The following is a 14485-nucleotide window of genomic DNA, read 5'->3' on the forward strand; positions in this document are numbered from 1 at the left end:
AGCGATCTGCGAACGGCGATCTTATGACGCTTGTACGGCGAAGCCTTGGGTGCCGCGTTCATCTTCCTGCTGCAATGCGGTGCGTGGACCGCCGGCGGCGTGACAGTCGCGGCAAGCGCGCAGCAGTGTATCAAAATCGGTCGCCAGGCCCTCCGACTGGATGACGATGCGGTCGTTCTGCCGATCGTCCTGCGCACAACGGGCCAAGCCGCGGATGGTGCAGAGCTGCCGCTGCAAGGCCGGCGTCGGCGTCAGCACGATCACCTTGCGCCCGCGGCGTTCTTCAGCCGAAATCTCCGCAATCGAGTCCCACAGCAAAAATTCATTGCCGATGCGGAGATCGCGGATGCCATAGGGGGTGACGATCACCACCGATCCCCGTTCGGCGGGGAGCATCCAGATCAGCCGACCGGTAATCAGGGCGAACACCACCACGCCAGCAGAGCCGACCGTCGTGTCGTAATCGCCAAAAGCATCCCACCAGCCCAACGCGAGTGTCGCGCTGAGCAGCGTCATGGCGAAGCCTGCTACGACCAGCAGCCGCGTTTGGGTCGTACATGGACCGATTTCGAGATCGTGGGACGCATCGACGCTTCCGGTCGACGTGACCGATTGGGGACTGTCTGTGACAGCGAGCGCCAGACGGTCATGATGTGCTTGCATGCTTTCCCCCAGCATGGCCATTCGCGACCGAGCCACGATGCATCAGGCGGACCGGAATCCGCTGATGAGTACTCCGCGCAGCCACGAGCGACGAGCCGAAGCAGCTGACGTTACGCAACGAGGCCAGGCCGATTTCTCGCGGCCAACGACCTTTTACGCAACTCGGCTCCCTCTACGCGGATCGCCATGATCGCGACGGAGTTACACTGGAGGATATGACGCCCATACCCTTGATTGGTTCCCTCAAGGAAGCATGTAAGCTAGAGGATAGCGCGTCAGGACCGGCGCGGAAACCCCTCGCCCGCAGGCTTGGAGATAAATTAGCATCATGAATCCCGTCAAAGAACTGGAAAAGCACGGACAAGCCGTCTGGCTGGACTTCCTGGCCCGTGGCTTCATCGCCAAAGGCGACCTGAAGCGGCTGATCGACACCGACGGCGTCAAGGGCGTCACCTCCAACCCCTCGATCTTCGAGAAGGCGATCGGCAGCTCGGACGAATACGACGCGCCGATCGGCAAGGCATTGAAGCGCGGCGATCGGTCGGTCGCCGACCTGTTCGAGGCCGTCGCGGTCGAGGACATCCAGAACGCCGCCGACGTGCTGCGCCCAGTCTACGACCGCCTCAAGGGCGGCGACGGCTATGTCAGCCTGGAAGTCTCGCCCTATCTGGCGATGGACACCGGTGAAACGGTCACCGAGGCACGGCGGCTCTGGAAGGACGTCAACCGCAAGAACCTGATGGTGAAGGTGCCGGCGACGCCGGACGGCCTGCCGGCGATCGAACAGCTCATCGGCGACGGAATCAGCATCAACATCACGCTGCTGTTCTCCAGGGACGTCTATCTGCAAGTCGCCGAGGCCTATCTCGCCGGTCTGGAGCAATACGTCGCAGGTGGCGGCGACCCCTCCCACGTGGCGAGCGTCGCGAGCTTCTTCGTCAGTCGCATCGACTCGGTGGTCGACAAGCAGCTCGACGAGAAGATCGCCCGCGCCAACGATCCGAGCGAGAAGGAACGGCTCGCCGCGCTGAAGGGCAAGGTCGCGATCGCCAATGCGAAGGTCGCCTACCAGGATTACAAGCGCCTGTTCTCGGGGCCGCGCTGGGAGAAGCTCGCGGCCAAGGGCGCCAAACCGCAGCGCATGCTGTGGGCCTCGACCGGCACCAAGAACAAGGATTACAGCGACGTCCTCTATGTCGAGGAATTGATCGGTCCCGACACCATCAACACCGTGCCGCCAGCGACGCTGGATGCGTTCCGCGACCACGGCACGCCGCGCGACAGCCTGGAAGAGAATGTCGACGACGCCAGGCGCGTGCTGGACGAACTGGAGCGCTCCGGCGTCTCGCTCGACGCCATCACCGAGGAGCTCGTCAAGGACGGCGTCAAGCAGTTTGCCGACGCCGCCGACAAGCTCTATGGCGCGGTCGCCCACAAGCGCGCCACCGTGCTCGGGCCCGCGATCGACCGCCAGCTTCTCTCGCTCGGCGACGGTCTCGGCAAGGCCGTGGCCAAGAGCACCGAGGAATGGCGCGCATCCGCCAAGATCCGCCGGCTTTGGCAGCGCGACAAGTCGGTCTGGACCGGCACCGACGAGGATAAATGGCTCGGCTGGCTCGACAGCGCCGCCAAGGCCGACGTGGCCGACTATGAGGATTATGCCAGCCGTGTGAAAGGCCAGAAATTCTCCGACGCCGTCGTGCTCGGCATGGGCGGATCAAGCCTCGGGCCGGAGGTGCTGGCCGAGACCTTCGGCAAGAAGCCCGGGTTCCCGAAGCTGCACGTGCTGGATTCCACGGATCCGGCGCAGGTGCGGGCGATGGAAGCCAGGATCGACATCGCCAACACTGTGTTCATCGTCTCCAGCAAATCCGGCGGCACCACCGAACCGAATGCGATGAAGGATTATTTCCACGAGCGCGTCGCGCAGGCGGTCGGGCCGAAGGTCAAGACCGGCCATCGCTTTATTGCGGTCACCGATCCCGGGTCGTCGCTGGAGAAGGCGGCGAAGACGCTGAACTACGCGCGCATCTTCCACGGCGAGCCCTCCATCGGAGGACGCTACTCGGTGCTCTCGCCGTTCGGGCTGGTGCCGGCGGCAACCGCGGGCATCGATATCAAGACCTTCGTCAAGCACGCGCTTGCGATGGCCCGCTCCTGCGGACCGGACGTGCCGCCAAGTGAAAACCCCGGCGTGCAGCTCGGTCTTGCCATGGGCCATGCAGCGCTGGAAGGTCGCGACAAGGTGACGATCCTGTCGTCGAAGAAGATCGCCGATTTCGGCGCCTGGGCCGAGCAGCTCATCGCGGAATCGACCGGCAAGGACGGCAAGGGCCTGATCCCGATCGACGGCGAGCCGCTGGGCGAGCCCGCGGTCTATGGCAATGACCGGCTCTTCATCGACATCCGTATCGAGGGTGAGGCGGACCCCGCCCATGACTCGCAGCTTGCTGCGATCGAAGCGGCCGGCCATCCCGTCGTGCGTATCGTGATGAAGTCGATCGACCATCTCGGCCAGGAGTTCTTCCGCTTCGAGATGGCAACGGCGGTCGCGGGCAGCATCCTTGGCATCAACCCGTTCGACCAGCCGGACGTGGAAGCGGCCAAGATCAAGACCCGAGAGCTCACCGCCTCGTTCGAAAAGACCGGCACGCTGCCGGCCGAACGGCCGGTTGTCAGCACCAATGAGGCCGATCTCTACACCGACGAGACCAATGCCGCGGCCCTGCGGGCCGCCGGCGCCAACGGCGACCTCACCTCATGGCTGAAGGCGCATCTGTCGCGCTCCAAACATGGCGACTATGTCGCCCTGCTCGGCTACATCGCCCGCGACAAGGCGACGATCGACGCACTCCAGACCATGCGGCTCGAAGTGCGCGAGAAGCGACATGTCGCAACCTGCGCCGAGTTCGGCCCGCGTTTCCTGCACTCCACCGGGCAGGCCTACAAGGGCGGGCCCGACAGCGGCGTGTTCCTCCAGATCACCGCCGACGATGCCAGGGACTTGCCGGTGCCGGGCCAGAAGGCCAGCTTCGGCGTCATCAAGGCCGCGCAGGCGCGCGGCGACTTCGACGTGCTTACCGAGCGCGGCCGGCGCGCGCTGCGGGTCCACCTGAAGGGTGGGCTCAAGAAGGGTCTCGCGGCGCTCAATGCGGCGCTCAATGACGCACTGAACTAAGGGAATTTCTCAAATGCAACTCGGCATGATCGGCCTCGGCCGGATGGGCGGCAACATCGTTCGCCGCCTGATGCGCCAGGGACATTCGACCGTGGTCTACGACAAGGACGCCAAGGCCGTCGCGGGCCTTGCCGCAGACGGCGCGACAGGCTCGGCGACGCTCGAAGAGTTCATTGCGAAACTGGAGCGGCCGCGCACGGCCTGGGTGATGCTGCCGGCCGGCCACATCACCGAGACCACGATCGATACCATCGCGGGCGTGATGCAGGAAGGCGACGTGATCATCGACGGCGGCAACACCTTTTGGCAGGACGACGTCCGCCGCGGCAAGGCGCTGAAGGAGCGCGGCATCCACTATGTCGACGTCGGCACCTCAGGGGGCGTCTGGGGCCTCGACCGCGGCTATTGCATGATGATCGGCGGCGAGAAACAGGTGGTCGATCGGCTCGATCCGATCTTCGCCGCGCTCGCGCCCGGCGCCGGCGACATTCCACGCACGGAGGGACGTGAGGGGCGCGATCCCCGCATCGAGCAGGGCTACATCCATGCCGGTCCGGTTGGCGCCGGGCATTTCGTCAAGATGATCCACAACGGCATCGAATACGGCTTGATGCAGGCCTATGCCGAAGGTTTTGATATCCTCAAGAACGCCAACATCGAGGCCTTGCCGGCGGATCATCGTTACGATTTCGATCTCGCCGACATCGCCGAAGTGTGGCGGCGCGGCAGCGTGATCCCGTCCTGGCTGCTCGACCTTACCTCGACCGCGCTCGCGGATAGCCCTGCGCTGGCGGAGTATTCCGGTTTCGTCGAGGATTCCGGCGAAGGACGCTGGACCGTGAATGCCGCCATCGACGAGGCCGTGCCGGCCGAAGTCCTGACCGCGGCGCTGTTCGCACGTTTCCGTTCCCGCAAGGAACACACCTTCGCCGAGAAAATACTCTCAGCGATGCGAGCCGGCTTCGGCGGCCACAAGGAGCCGAAGCAGTCGGCTGCTTCGAAGCCCAAATAGCTCGAAGCGGAAGTAAAACGTAACAAGCGAAGGCCAATAGTTCGTGACAAAAGACCCGCAGCCAAAGCGCAAGCCGGAAAATTGCGCCTTCGTCATCTTTGGCGTGACCGGAGACCTCACCCATCGACTGGTGATGCCCTCGCTGTACAATCTGGCGGCCGAGAAAATGCTGCCGGTGAAATTCTGCGTCGTCGGCGTGGCCCGCAAGGGCCAGTCGGACGACGAATTGCGCGTGAGCCTGATGAAAGGCCTGCGCGAGTTCGCGACGCGCCCCGTGGACGACGTCGTCGCCCGGCAGCTCCTGCAATGCGTTACCTTCGTGGAGGCCGACGCAAAGGACCCGCCGTCATTCGATCGCCTGCGCGCGCATCTCGATCAGCTGGAATGTTCGGAAGGTACGGGTGGCAACCGGCTGTTCTACCTTGCGACCCCGCCGGCCGCATTCGCGCCGACCGCGCGCGAGCTCGGCCGCACCGGCATGATGAAGGAGAACGGCGCGTGGCGGCGGCTGGTGATCGAAAAGCCGTTCGGCACCGATCTTGCGTCGGCGCGCGCGCTGAACACCGAACTCCTGAAGATCATGGACGAGCACCAGATCTACCGGATCGATCACTATCTCGGCAAGGAGACGGTGCAGAACATCCTGGTGCTGCGCTTTGCCAACGGCATGTTCGAGCCGATCTGGAATCGCAACCATATCGACCACATCCAGATCACGGTGGAGGAAAAGCTCGGCGTCGGCCATCGCGGCGGCTTTTACGACGCCACCGGCGCGCTGCGCGACATGGTGCCGAACCATCTATTTCAGCTGATGTCGCTGGTCGCGATGGAGCCGCCGGCGCGTTTCGACGCCCATTCGGTGCGCTCCGAGAAGGCCGAGATTCTGACCTCGATTCAGCGCCCGAGCGAAGAGGAAGCGCTGAAGAGCTCGGTGCGCGCCCAATATCTCTCGGGGCGAATCGGCGACGATGAGATCCCGGACTATCGCAAGACCGAGGACGTCAAACCCGGCAGCACCACCGAGACCTATGTCGCGCTGAAGCTGATGATCGACAATTGGCGCTGGGCCGGCGTGCCGTTCTATTTGCGCACCGGCAAGGCGCTCGGCCACAAGCGCACCGAGGTCGCGATCAAGTTCAAGCAGGCACCGTTGTCGATGTTCTCAGGCACGGCTGTCGATCGCCTCTCCCAGAACTTCCTCACGATCGGCATCGCGCCGACCGAGACCATCGAGCTCCAGTTCAACGCCAAGATCCCGGGGCCGAGCGTCACCATCGACGGCGTCGAGATGAAGTTCCGCTATGGCGACTATTTCCGGGCCGATCCCTCGACCGGCTACGAGACGCTGATCTACGACTGCATGATCGGCGACAACATCCTGTTCCAGCGCGCCGACGGCATCGAGGCCGGATGGCAGGCGGTGCAGCCGTTCCTGGACGCCTGGAAGAACGCGGGCAGCAACGGCATCGAGACCTATCAAGCCGGCAGCGACGGCCCCGCCTGCGCCGATGAATTGCTCCGCCGCGACGGCCGAAGCTGGCGTAAGTTTTCGTGACGGCTGCGGGACAGCCGAAGCTGATCGTCGAGGCCGACGCCGAGGCTCTCGCGCGGGCCGCGGCCGAGCGGGTGATGGCGCGAATCGCGGCCAATCCAGGGCGCATCGCGATATGCCTGACCGGCGGCTCCAGCCCGAAGAAGCTCTACCAGCTTTTGGGCAGCGAGGTCTGGCGCGAAAAAATCCCGTGGGAGCGCGTGCACTGGTTCATCGGTGACGAGCGCTTCGTGCCCGAAAGCGATCCCCTCAACAACATGGCGGTCGCGCGCGCGACCTTTCTCGATCGCAACGCGCCCTCCGGCCATGTTCACCCGATCCCGACGACGGCTGACACCCCCGATCAGAGCGCCGAGGCCTATGCGCGCGAGCTGCAGGCTTTCTACGGCGCGGAAAGCCTGGACCCGGCACGGCCGATGTTCGACATGGTCTTGATGGGCGCAGGTCCCGACGGCCACACTGCTTCGCTGTTCCCGGGCTATCCTGCGATCGAGGAGACCGAGCGCTGGGTGGTCGGCGTCCCCAAGGCCAATGTTGCCCCCTTCGTGCCGCGGGTCTCGCTCACCCTGCCCACGCTGGCGTCCTGCCGCGAAATGCTGTTCGAGATAGCGGGGCACGACAAGCAGCCGATCTTGACGCGCCTGCTCAATGGCGAGACTCTGCCGGCCGTACGCGCGCGCTCGAATGGCGAGACCGTCTGGCTGGTCGACCAGGCCGCGCTTCCGGGGGGAATTCGTGACGGGCGTTGAAGCACCTTGTGCATTGATCGTGATGGGCGTGTCGGGCTCGGGCAAGAGCACGGTTGCAAAAGCGTTGGGCGAGCGCCTCGGCTGGCGATTCGAGGACGGAGACAGCTTTCATCCCGCCAGCAATGTCGAGAAGATGCGGGCCGGCCATCCCCTCACCGACGAGGATCGCTGGCCCTGGCTCAACGCCATCGCCGACGAGATCGCGCGGGTCTGTGACAAGGGCGAGCACGTGATCATCGCCTGCTCGGCGCTAAAGCATACTTATCGGGATGTGCTGCTGCGCGGACGCGACGACGTCCGCTTCGTCTTCCTAAGGGGCACGAAGGAGCTGATCGCCGCCCGCCTCGCGCAACGCAAGGGGCACTTCATGCCGCCCGGCCTGCTGACGAGCCAATTCAACACGCTGGAGCCGCCGGAAGCTGGCGAGCACGTGATCACCGTCTCGATCGACGAATCCGTGGAAGCGATCGTGGACGGCGCGGTGCGGCAGTTGAAACTGGGCGGCGCGAAACGCTGAGGCCAAACACCCAAGAAACACCCAAGGGACCGTCATGACAAAAATCTCGCTCGTCGTCTCCGACGTCGACGGTACGCTGCTGACCAAGGACAAGACGCTGACCGACCGCGCGAGGTCAGCGGTGCAGCGTCTGCACCAGGCCGGCATCGGTTTCACGATTACGTCGAGCCGCCCCGCGATCGGCATGCGCTTCCTGATCGAGCCGCTGGCGCTCTGGCTGCCGGTCGGCCCGTTCAACGGCTCCTCGATCGTCGATCCCGAGATGAATCCGGTCGAGCAGCATCTCATCCCCGCCGGCGCGGCCGAGCGAAGCTTGCAAATTCTCCGGGACTTCGGCGCCGACATCTGGCTGTTCACCACCGACAAATGGCTGATCGACAGGCCTGATGGCCAATACGTCGCTCACGAGCAGCATACGATCCGCTCCGATCCGACCATCGTCACGGATTTCTCGCCGTATCTCGCCAGCGCCTGCAAGATCGTCGGCGCCAGCGCCGATGCGGCGGGCCTCGAGCGTTGCGAGAAGGCGATGCAGAAGGCGCTCGGCAGCGAGGCGACGGCGGTGCGTTCGCAAACGTACTACCTCGACATCACCCCGCCCGGCTTCGACAAGGGCACATTCGTGCAAGCCATGGCCAAGCGCCTCGGCATTTCAACCGACGCGGTCGCCACCATCGGCGACATGCAGAACGACCTCGCCATGTTCCGCGTCAGCGGCACCTCGATAGCCATGGGCAACGCCGCCGACAACGTCAAAGAGCAGGCGACCCACGTCACCGCGACCAACGAGCAGGACGGTTTTGCGGAGGCGATGGAGATGATCTTGAAGCGGAACGGGGTCGCCTAGGTCACTACTTCGACCGCTGCATCGCCGGCTTCTGGCTGCCCTGCCTTGCCGCCGACAGATTATGCGCGGTGTTGACCAGCGCAATATGAGTCAGCGCCTGCGGGAAATTGCCGGTCTGACGCCTGGCGCCTGAATCATATTCCTCGGCCAGCAGCCCGACGTCATTGGCGATACCGACCACGCGATCGAACAGGACTTGCGCCTTGTCGAGATCGCCCGACAGCACATGGGCATCGGCCAGCCACAGGCTGCAGGCGAGAAAGGCGCCTTCGAGCGGCGGTTGCCCCGCAGGCACCTCGCGGGGATCGTGCCGCAGCACGAAGCCGTCGCGCAGCATGTGGTTTTCGACCGCCGCGATGGTGCCGCGAATGCGCGGATCCGACGCTTCCAGGAAGCCGACGGCCGGCAGCAGCAGCACGCTGGCATCGAGCAGCTTCGAGCCGTAGGACTCCACGAAGGCATTCTCCTCCACGTCGAAGCCCCTGTTGCAGACGTCGCGATGAATGGCGTCGCGCAAGGTGCGCCAGTGCAGCAGGGGCGCCTTGAAGCCGAAGGTCTCGGCGCTCTTGATGCCGCGGTCGAAGGCGACCCAGGTCATCACCTTGGAGAAGACGTAGTGCTTCGGCTCTCCGCGCCGCTCCCAGATGCCATGATCGGGCTGGTCCCAGACTTCGGCGAGGTGCTTGAGCACGGCGCATTCCAGCGCCCAGCTCTCGTCATCGAGCTTGAGCTTGGCCATCCGCGATTGGTGGAAGGCGTCGATCAGTTCGCCGTAGACGTCGAGCTGGAGCTGCGCATGCGCGGCATTGCCGACGCGCACCGGCTGCGCGCCCTCGTAGCCGTCGAGCCAGGTCGCCTCCCATTCCAGCAGCCGCCGCTGGCCCCAGATGCCGTACATGATCTGCATGTTCGACGGTGAGCCTGCCGCCGCACGCAACAGCCAATTGTGCCAGGCCGAGGCTTCCTCGGTGTAACCCGAGTTCATCAGCGCCAGCAGCGTGAAGGTGGCATCGCGCAGCCAGCAGAAGCGGTAGTCCCAATTCCTGGCGCCGCCAAGCTTCTCCGGCAACGAGGTGGTCGGCGCCGCGACGATGCCGCCGGTCGGACCGAAGGTCAGCGCCTTGAGTGTGATCAGCGAGCGCACGATCAGGTCGCGATAGTCGCCATCGCGATTGCAGTGGCTGCACCAGTCCTGCCAGAATTTTTCCGTCTCCTGAAGCGCGAGCTCCGGGTCGATCGGCGGGGGTGGCTCGAGATGCGAGGGGCCGTAGGTCAGCACGAACGGCACGGTCTCGCCGGCCTTCACTTCGAAATCGGAAACCGTGGTCAGATCCTCGCCGCGGGTCTGCGCCGGCGTCCGCAGCACGGTCATGTCCTGCCCGGCGACCGCCAGCAGGGAATGGTCGATCCGCCGCACCCACGGGATGTCGACGCCGAAGCCGAAGCGGATGACGAGCTCCATCCGCATCTTGACCGTGCCGCTGACTCCGCGGACCAGCCGCACGATGTCGGAGGCCTTGCCGCGCGGCGGCATGAAGTCGATCAGCGCAACGGTGCCGCTCTTCGTCTCGAAGCGCGTTTCGAGGATGAGGGTGTCGCCGAGATAGCGGCGCGACGTCGCGGTGACGTCCTCGCCCGGCGCGATCAACCAGCGGCCGTTCTTGTGCGTGCCGAGGAGCGCGGCAAAGCAGGCGTCGGAATCGAAGGCCGGCCAGCACAGCCAGTCGATAGAGCCGTTGCGGCCGACCAGCGCCGCGGTCTCGCAGTCGCCGATCAGCGCATAGTCCTCGATTTTCTGAGACAATGTCGTGCGAGCCTCGAAAACGACGTCCGGAGACCCCAGCGATCAACGCCCGCCGGGCAACGAGCGTTCGCGTGTAGCAGCCTTCAAAGCCGCGAGATCGACTTTCGAGGCGATCTTGTCGAGCGTCACGGGCAGGCGCTGGCGCCAGTTCGGATGCTCGTCGATCGTACCGGGAATGTTGGGCTGGTCGATCACGCCGAGCAGATCCTCCAGCGATACCGCAAGCAGCCGCGAGGGCGTGCGCGACAGGAAGGCGAGCACCGAATAGACATCATTGGCACGGATGCCGTTGGCACGCAGGATCTCGTCGAGCAGGCCGAGCGCATCCCAGCGGGCCTGATCGTTCTCGCCGGGATCGAGCCCGAGCGAGCGCTTCATCTTGAGATCGCTGAATGAGCGCCAGCCGGCATAGGTCGACAAATCATGGGTGTTCAGCGTCACCAGCGCGTTGGGCCGGTAGTGATCGACGGGCCGGAAGTGACCGGCATCGTCGCGCTCGAACATCATGACGAGGTAGGACCAGATGCCGAAATCCTGCATGGTCTCGCGAAAACCTTCCGGCACCGTGCCAAGGTCCTCGCCGATGACGATGCACCTATGGGCCGCGCTCTCGCGCGCCACGGTCGCCAGCAGCGCCTCGAACGGCATCTGCACATAGGCGCCATTGTCGGGCTTGAAGCCGCGCGGCACCAGATACAGCCGCTTCAGGCCCAGCACGTGATCGAGACGGATCGCACCGGAATGGCGCATCGAAGCCGCGAGCATATCGGCGAACGGCACGAAGGATTGCGCCTCCAGGCCGCCGGCATTGAAGCCCGCGAGGCCCCAATCCTGGCCAATGGTGTTGAGCACGTCCGGCGGCGCGCCAACCGCGAGATGACGGGAGATCGCCCCCTGCTCGTTCCAGGCATCGAAGCCGTTCGACTGCACGCCGACGGCGACGTCGAGATAAAGCCCGACCCGCATGCCGAGCTGGCCGGCCAGCTCCTTGGCGGCATGCAATTGGCTATCGGCGGTCCATTGCACGAATTCGACGAACTCGACCTCGTGCTTGTCGGGCCCGCTGCGCAGCTCGGCGCATTTTGTCTCGTCCGGCTGCTGCCATTCTATCGGCCATTCCCACCACGGCGCCACGAAGCGATGACGGAGCACCTCAAAGCAGGCAAAACGGGACAACAGCGGCGCGCGAGCCGCGCGGAAGGCGTCGAACTGGTTGCGGCGGACGCCGCTCGCGGTTTTCACGAAGCTGTCGAAGGCGGCACGCAAGGCCAGCCATTTCAAGGCCGCCATGTCCGAATAGGGCACACGATCGCCTTCACGGAGCCGCGCGGCGGTCGCGGCCGCGTCGGGGACGAGGTCGGGGGAAAATTCCGGGATCGCCTCGACGTCGATATAGAGCGGATTGAGAAACAGCCGGCTGTTCGGTGAATAGGGGCTGCAATCGGCCGGATGGTCGTCGAACAGCACATGCAGGGGATTGAGCCCGACGCCGTCGGCGCCCAACTGCTTGGCGAGCCGGACGAGACCGGCGAGGTCGGTGAAATCGCCGATGCCCCAATTGCGCTCCGAACGGACGCTGTAGAGCTGGACGGCAAGCAGCCAGCCGCGGTCGAAATCGCCGCCAAAGGCCCGCTCCGGCGCCACGATCATCGGCACCTCTTCGGTCACGCCTTCGGCATCGGTCAGCGTCAGGCGGTGATAGCCGAGCGGCAGGCCGGCGGGCCAGGCAATCACGGGCTCGCGCGTCTCACCTTGCGCGATCAAATTGCCGTTGCCGGTCATCTTCCATTTGAGCGGCGGCGCACCGATCGTCACCAATTCGGTGCGCGGCTGTCCCAAGGCGCGCACCACCACGGGCCCGCTGACGAAGCGGTAAACCCGCTTCTCAGGCAGGGCATCGAGGATGGATTTGAGGGCCACGGGATCGGTGACCCGCAGCTTTCCGAGGGCATCGACGAATTCGGATTGAACGCCCTTGATCCGGGCTTGAGCTAAAAGATCCATTCGGCACGCAGCTTGCAAGCCATTCTCTGGCCGGGGGAATTGATTTTAACGAGGTCACGGAAGAGGTTAGTCTGGGTTAACTCGCAAACCGCGCCTGCCGTTCCCCAGGGAACCAATGACACACAAGCGGCTTTCTATAGTGGTATCAAGCGTAGGTTCCCGGCAAGGGAAACGGGCTCCTGCTTTCTTGTCAATGGCATCACCGTGAACAAGACAATTCAAACTGTCGAGAGTGCCGCAGCCGGCAGCACTTTCCTCATCGAAGACGTCTATCCCCTGATCGACGGCGGGCGCTTCGCCGTGAAGCGGATCGCGCGCGAACCGGTCGAGGTCTGGGCCGACATCTACCGCGACGGCGACGCCGTGATCGGCGCAGCGCTGATCTGGCGACAAGAGCAGGACCGCGAATGGCAGAGCGAGCCGATGATCCCTCACGGCAATGACCGCTGGTCCGGCGCGTTCACACCCGTCGAGCCCGGCAAATATGTCTATGCGATCGAAGCCTGGACCGACGAGTTCGCCACCTGGTCGCACGCGATCACGCGCAAGCAGCGCTCCGGTGCCGACGTCACCCTCGATGCGATCGAGGGCGCCGGCCTTCTGACCAAGGCGCATGGCGCGCAGCAGGACGCCGCCGCCGTCATCGTCAGGCAATGCGAGGATTATCTTCAGACCGGCGACGTTGCCCCGCTGCTGGCAACCGAGCTCGGCGCAGCCATGGCCGAGAGCCAGTCGCGGCCTGATCTGACGCGCTCGGCGCTATTCCCACTGTTCGTCGACCGCGACAAGGCACGCTTCGGCGCCTGGTATCAGATGATGCCGCGCAGCCAGAGCCTGGTGCCAGGACAGCATGGCACGCTCCGCGACTGCATCGCGCGCGTGCCCGACATCGCCGCGATGGGCTTTGACGTGCTCTACTTCACGCCGATTCATCCCATTGGCCGTACCCGGCGCAAGGGCCGCAACAACACGCCGGTGGCGGGCGACGGCGATCCCGGCTCGCCTTATGCGATCGGCGCCATTGAAGGCGGGCACGACGCGCTGCATCCCGAACTCGGCACGATCGAGGATTTTCGCGCGCTGGTCGCGACCTGCCTGGAATACGGGCTCGAGCTCGCGCTCGACTTCGCCGTGCAATGCTCGCCGGACCACCCGTGGCTGACACAGCATCCGGAATGGTTCAAATGGCGCCCGGACCGCTCGGTGCGGACGGCTGAGGGCCCCTATTCCGACATCGTCATCCCCGATTTCACGTCCGTCGACCGGGCTGGACTGTGGAACGCATTTCGCGACGCCATGCTGTTCTGGATCGACCACGGCGTCACCATCTTCGCCATCGACAATCACGACACCGCGCCGCTCGCCTTCTGGGAATGGCTCATCCGTGACATCCGCCGCCGGCATCCCGAGGTAATCCTGTTCTCCAAGACGTATGCCCGCCCGAAGCTGATGAAGGGCCTCGCCAAGCTCGGCTTCGCACAATCCTTCTGCTATTTCCCCTGGCGAACGGCGAAGTGGGAGCTGGAGCAATATCTCGGCGAGCTGACGCGCTATCCCGAACGTGACTTCTATCGGCCGAACCTGTTCGTGAGCACGCCCGACCTGCTGCCCTATCATCTGCAGGGCGGCGAGACCTGGACGTACAAATCGCGCGTCGCGCTGGCGGCGACCTTGTCCGGCAATTACGGCGTCTACAGCGGGTTCGAGTTGCTGGAGCACGACGCGATCCCCGGCCGCGAAGAGTATCTCGACTCCGAGAAATACCAGATCAAGCAGCGCGCCTGGGACAAGCCCGGCAATATCAAGACGTACATCACGGAGCTCAATCGCATCCGCAACGAAAATGCTGCGCTTCAGCAGGCGGCGAACCTGCGCTTCCTCGGCATCGAAGACGACGAGACGATCGCCTTCGTCAAGGAAGCGACCGACCCGGCCAACATCGTCGTGGCCGTGGTTGCGCTCTCGCGCCACGTACGCGAATTCTGGTTGCCGCTCGGCGACATCACGGTTGACGCCGGCGGGCAGCGACACCACGTGTCGGCACTCGAAAACCTCCTCACCGGCGAACAGGCCCGCATCGAATGGAGCGGGATCAGGTTGCGTATCGATCCCGACCGCGATCCGGCGCTGCTGTTCCGCTGCCTGGCGTAAAGGCGCAC

At 64.6% G+C, this 14485-nt stretch carries 10 protein-coding genes; 7 read left to right on the forward strand and 3 right to left on the reverse strand.

Features of this window, described 5'->3' with window-relative positions:
* Window positions 1-21: 21 nt before the first annotated feature.
* On the reverse strand, window positions 22-684 hold the full coding sequence (locus IVB45_RS29235) for a hypothetical protein (protein ID WP_247358462.1): 663 nt from the start codon (window positions 682-684) through the stop codon (window positions 22-24).
* Window positions 685-991: 307 nt separating this feature from the next.
* Between IVB45_RS29235 and IVB45_RS29240 the strand changes: the two genes are divergently transcribed.
* Genes IVB45_RS29240 through IVB45_RS29265 form a run of 6 tightly spaced genes read left to right on the forward strand, consistent with a single transcriptional unit; the run spans window position 992 to window position 8518 of the window.
* Entirely contained in the window at window positions 992-3841 is a 2850-nt protein-coding gene (locus tag IVB45_RS29240) for a bifunctional transaldolase/phosoglucose isomerase (protein ID WP_247358460.1), read from the forward strand.
* 13 nt (window positions 3842-3854) lie between these two features.
* Window positions 3855-4853, forward strand: a complete 999-nt coding sequence (gene gnd / locus IVB45_RS29245) for a phosphogluconate dehydrogenase (NAD(+)-dependent, decarboxylating) (protein ID WP_027570567.1) — start codon at window positions 3855-3857, stop codon at window positions 4851-4853.
* Window positions 4854-4896: 43 nt separating this feature from the next.
* Complete coding sequence (gene zwf / locus IVB45_RS29250; RefSeq protein ID WP_247358458.1) at window positions 4897-6408, forward strand: glucose-6-phosphate dehydrogenase; 1512 nt, start codon at window positions 4897-4899, stop codon at window positions 6406-6408.
* Window positions 6405-7154: a 6-phosphogluconolactonase gene (gene pgl, locus IVB45_RS29255; RefSeq protein WP_247358457.1), complete on the forward strand. Its 750-nt coding sequence runs from the start codon at window positions 6405-6407 to the stop codon at window positions 7152-7154. Before zwf ends, pgl begins: the two co-directional genes overlap by 4 nt.
* Complete coding sequence (locus IVB45_RS29260; protein ID WP_007595717.1) at window positions 7141-7671, forward strand: gluconokinase; 531 nt, start codon at window positions 7141-7143, stop codon at window positions 7669-7671. Before pgl ends, IVB45_RS29260 begins: the two co-directional genes overlap by 14 nt.
* A gap of 34 nt (window positions 7672-7705) precedes the next feature.
* Window positions 7706-8518, forward strand: coding sequence for an HAD family hydrolase (locus tag IVB45_RS29265; protein ID WP_247358456.1), 813 nt, complete (start codon window positions 7706-7708; stop codon window positions 8516-8518).
* A 4-nt stretch (window positions 8519-8522) separates the two neighbouring features.
* Here IVB45_RS29265 and IVB45_RS29270 read toward each other — a convergent pair whose 3' ends face one another.
* Together IVB45_RS29270 and malQ are read right to left on the reverse strand one after the other, a co-directional pair.
* Window positions 8523-10322, reverse strand: coding sequence for a glycoside hydrolase family 15 protein (locus IVB45_RS29270; protein WP_247358454.1), 1800 nt, complete (start codon window positions 10320-10322; stop codon window positions 8523-8525).
* 42 nt (window positions 10323-10364) lie between these two features.
* Window positions 10365-12326, reverse strand: a complete 1962-nt coding sequence (gene malQ / locus IVB45_RS29275; protein WP_247358452.1) for a 4-alpha-glucanotransferase — start codon at window positions 12324-12326, stop codon at window positions 10365-10367.
* A 204-nt stretch (window positions 12327-12530) separates the two neighbouring features.
* On the opposite strand from malQ, the gene IVB45_RS29280 reads away from it, so the two are divergent.
* A complete protein-coding gene (locus tag IVB45_RS29280; RefSeq protein WP_247358451.1) occupies window positions 12531-14477 on the forward strand; it encodes a maltotransferase domain-containing protein in 1947 nt (648 codons plus the stop codon).
* Window positions 14478-14485 lie beyond the last annotated feature (8 nt).

This window comes from Bradyrhizobium sp. 4, from assembly GCF_023100905.1.
In the GTDB taxonomy this organism is placed as follows: Bacteria; Pseudomonadota; Alphaproteobacteria; order Rhizobiales; family Xanthobacteraceae; genus Bradyrhizobium.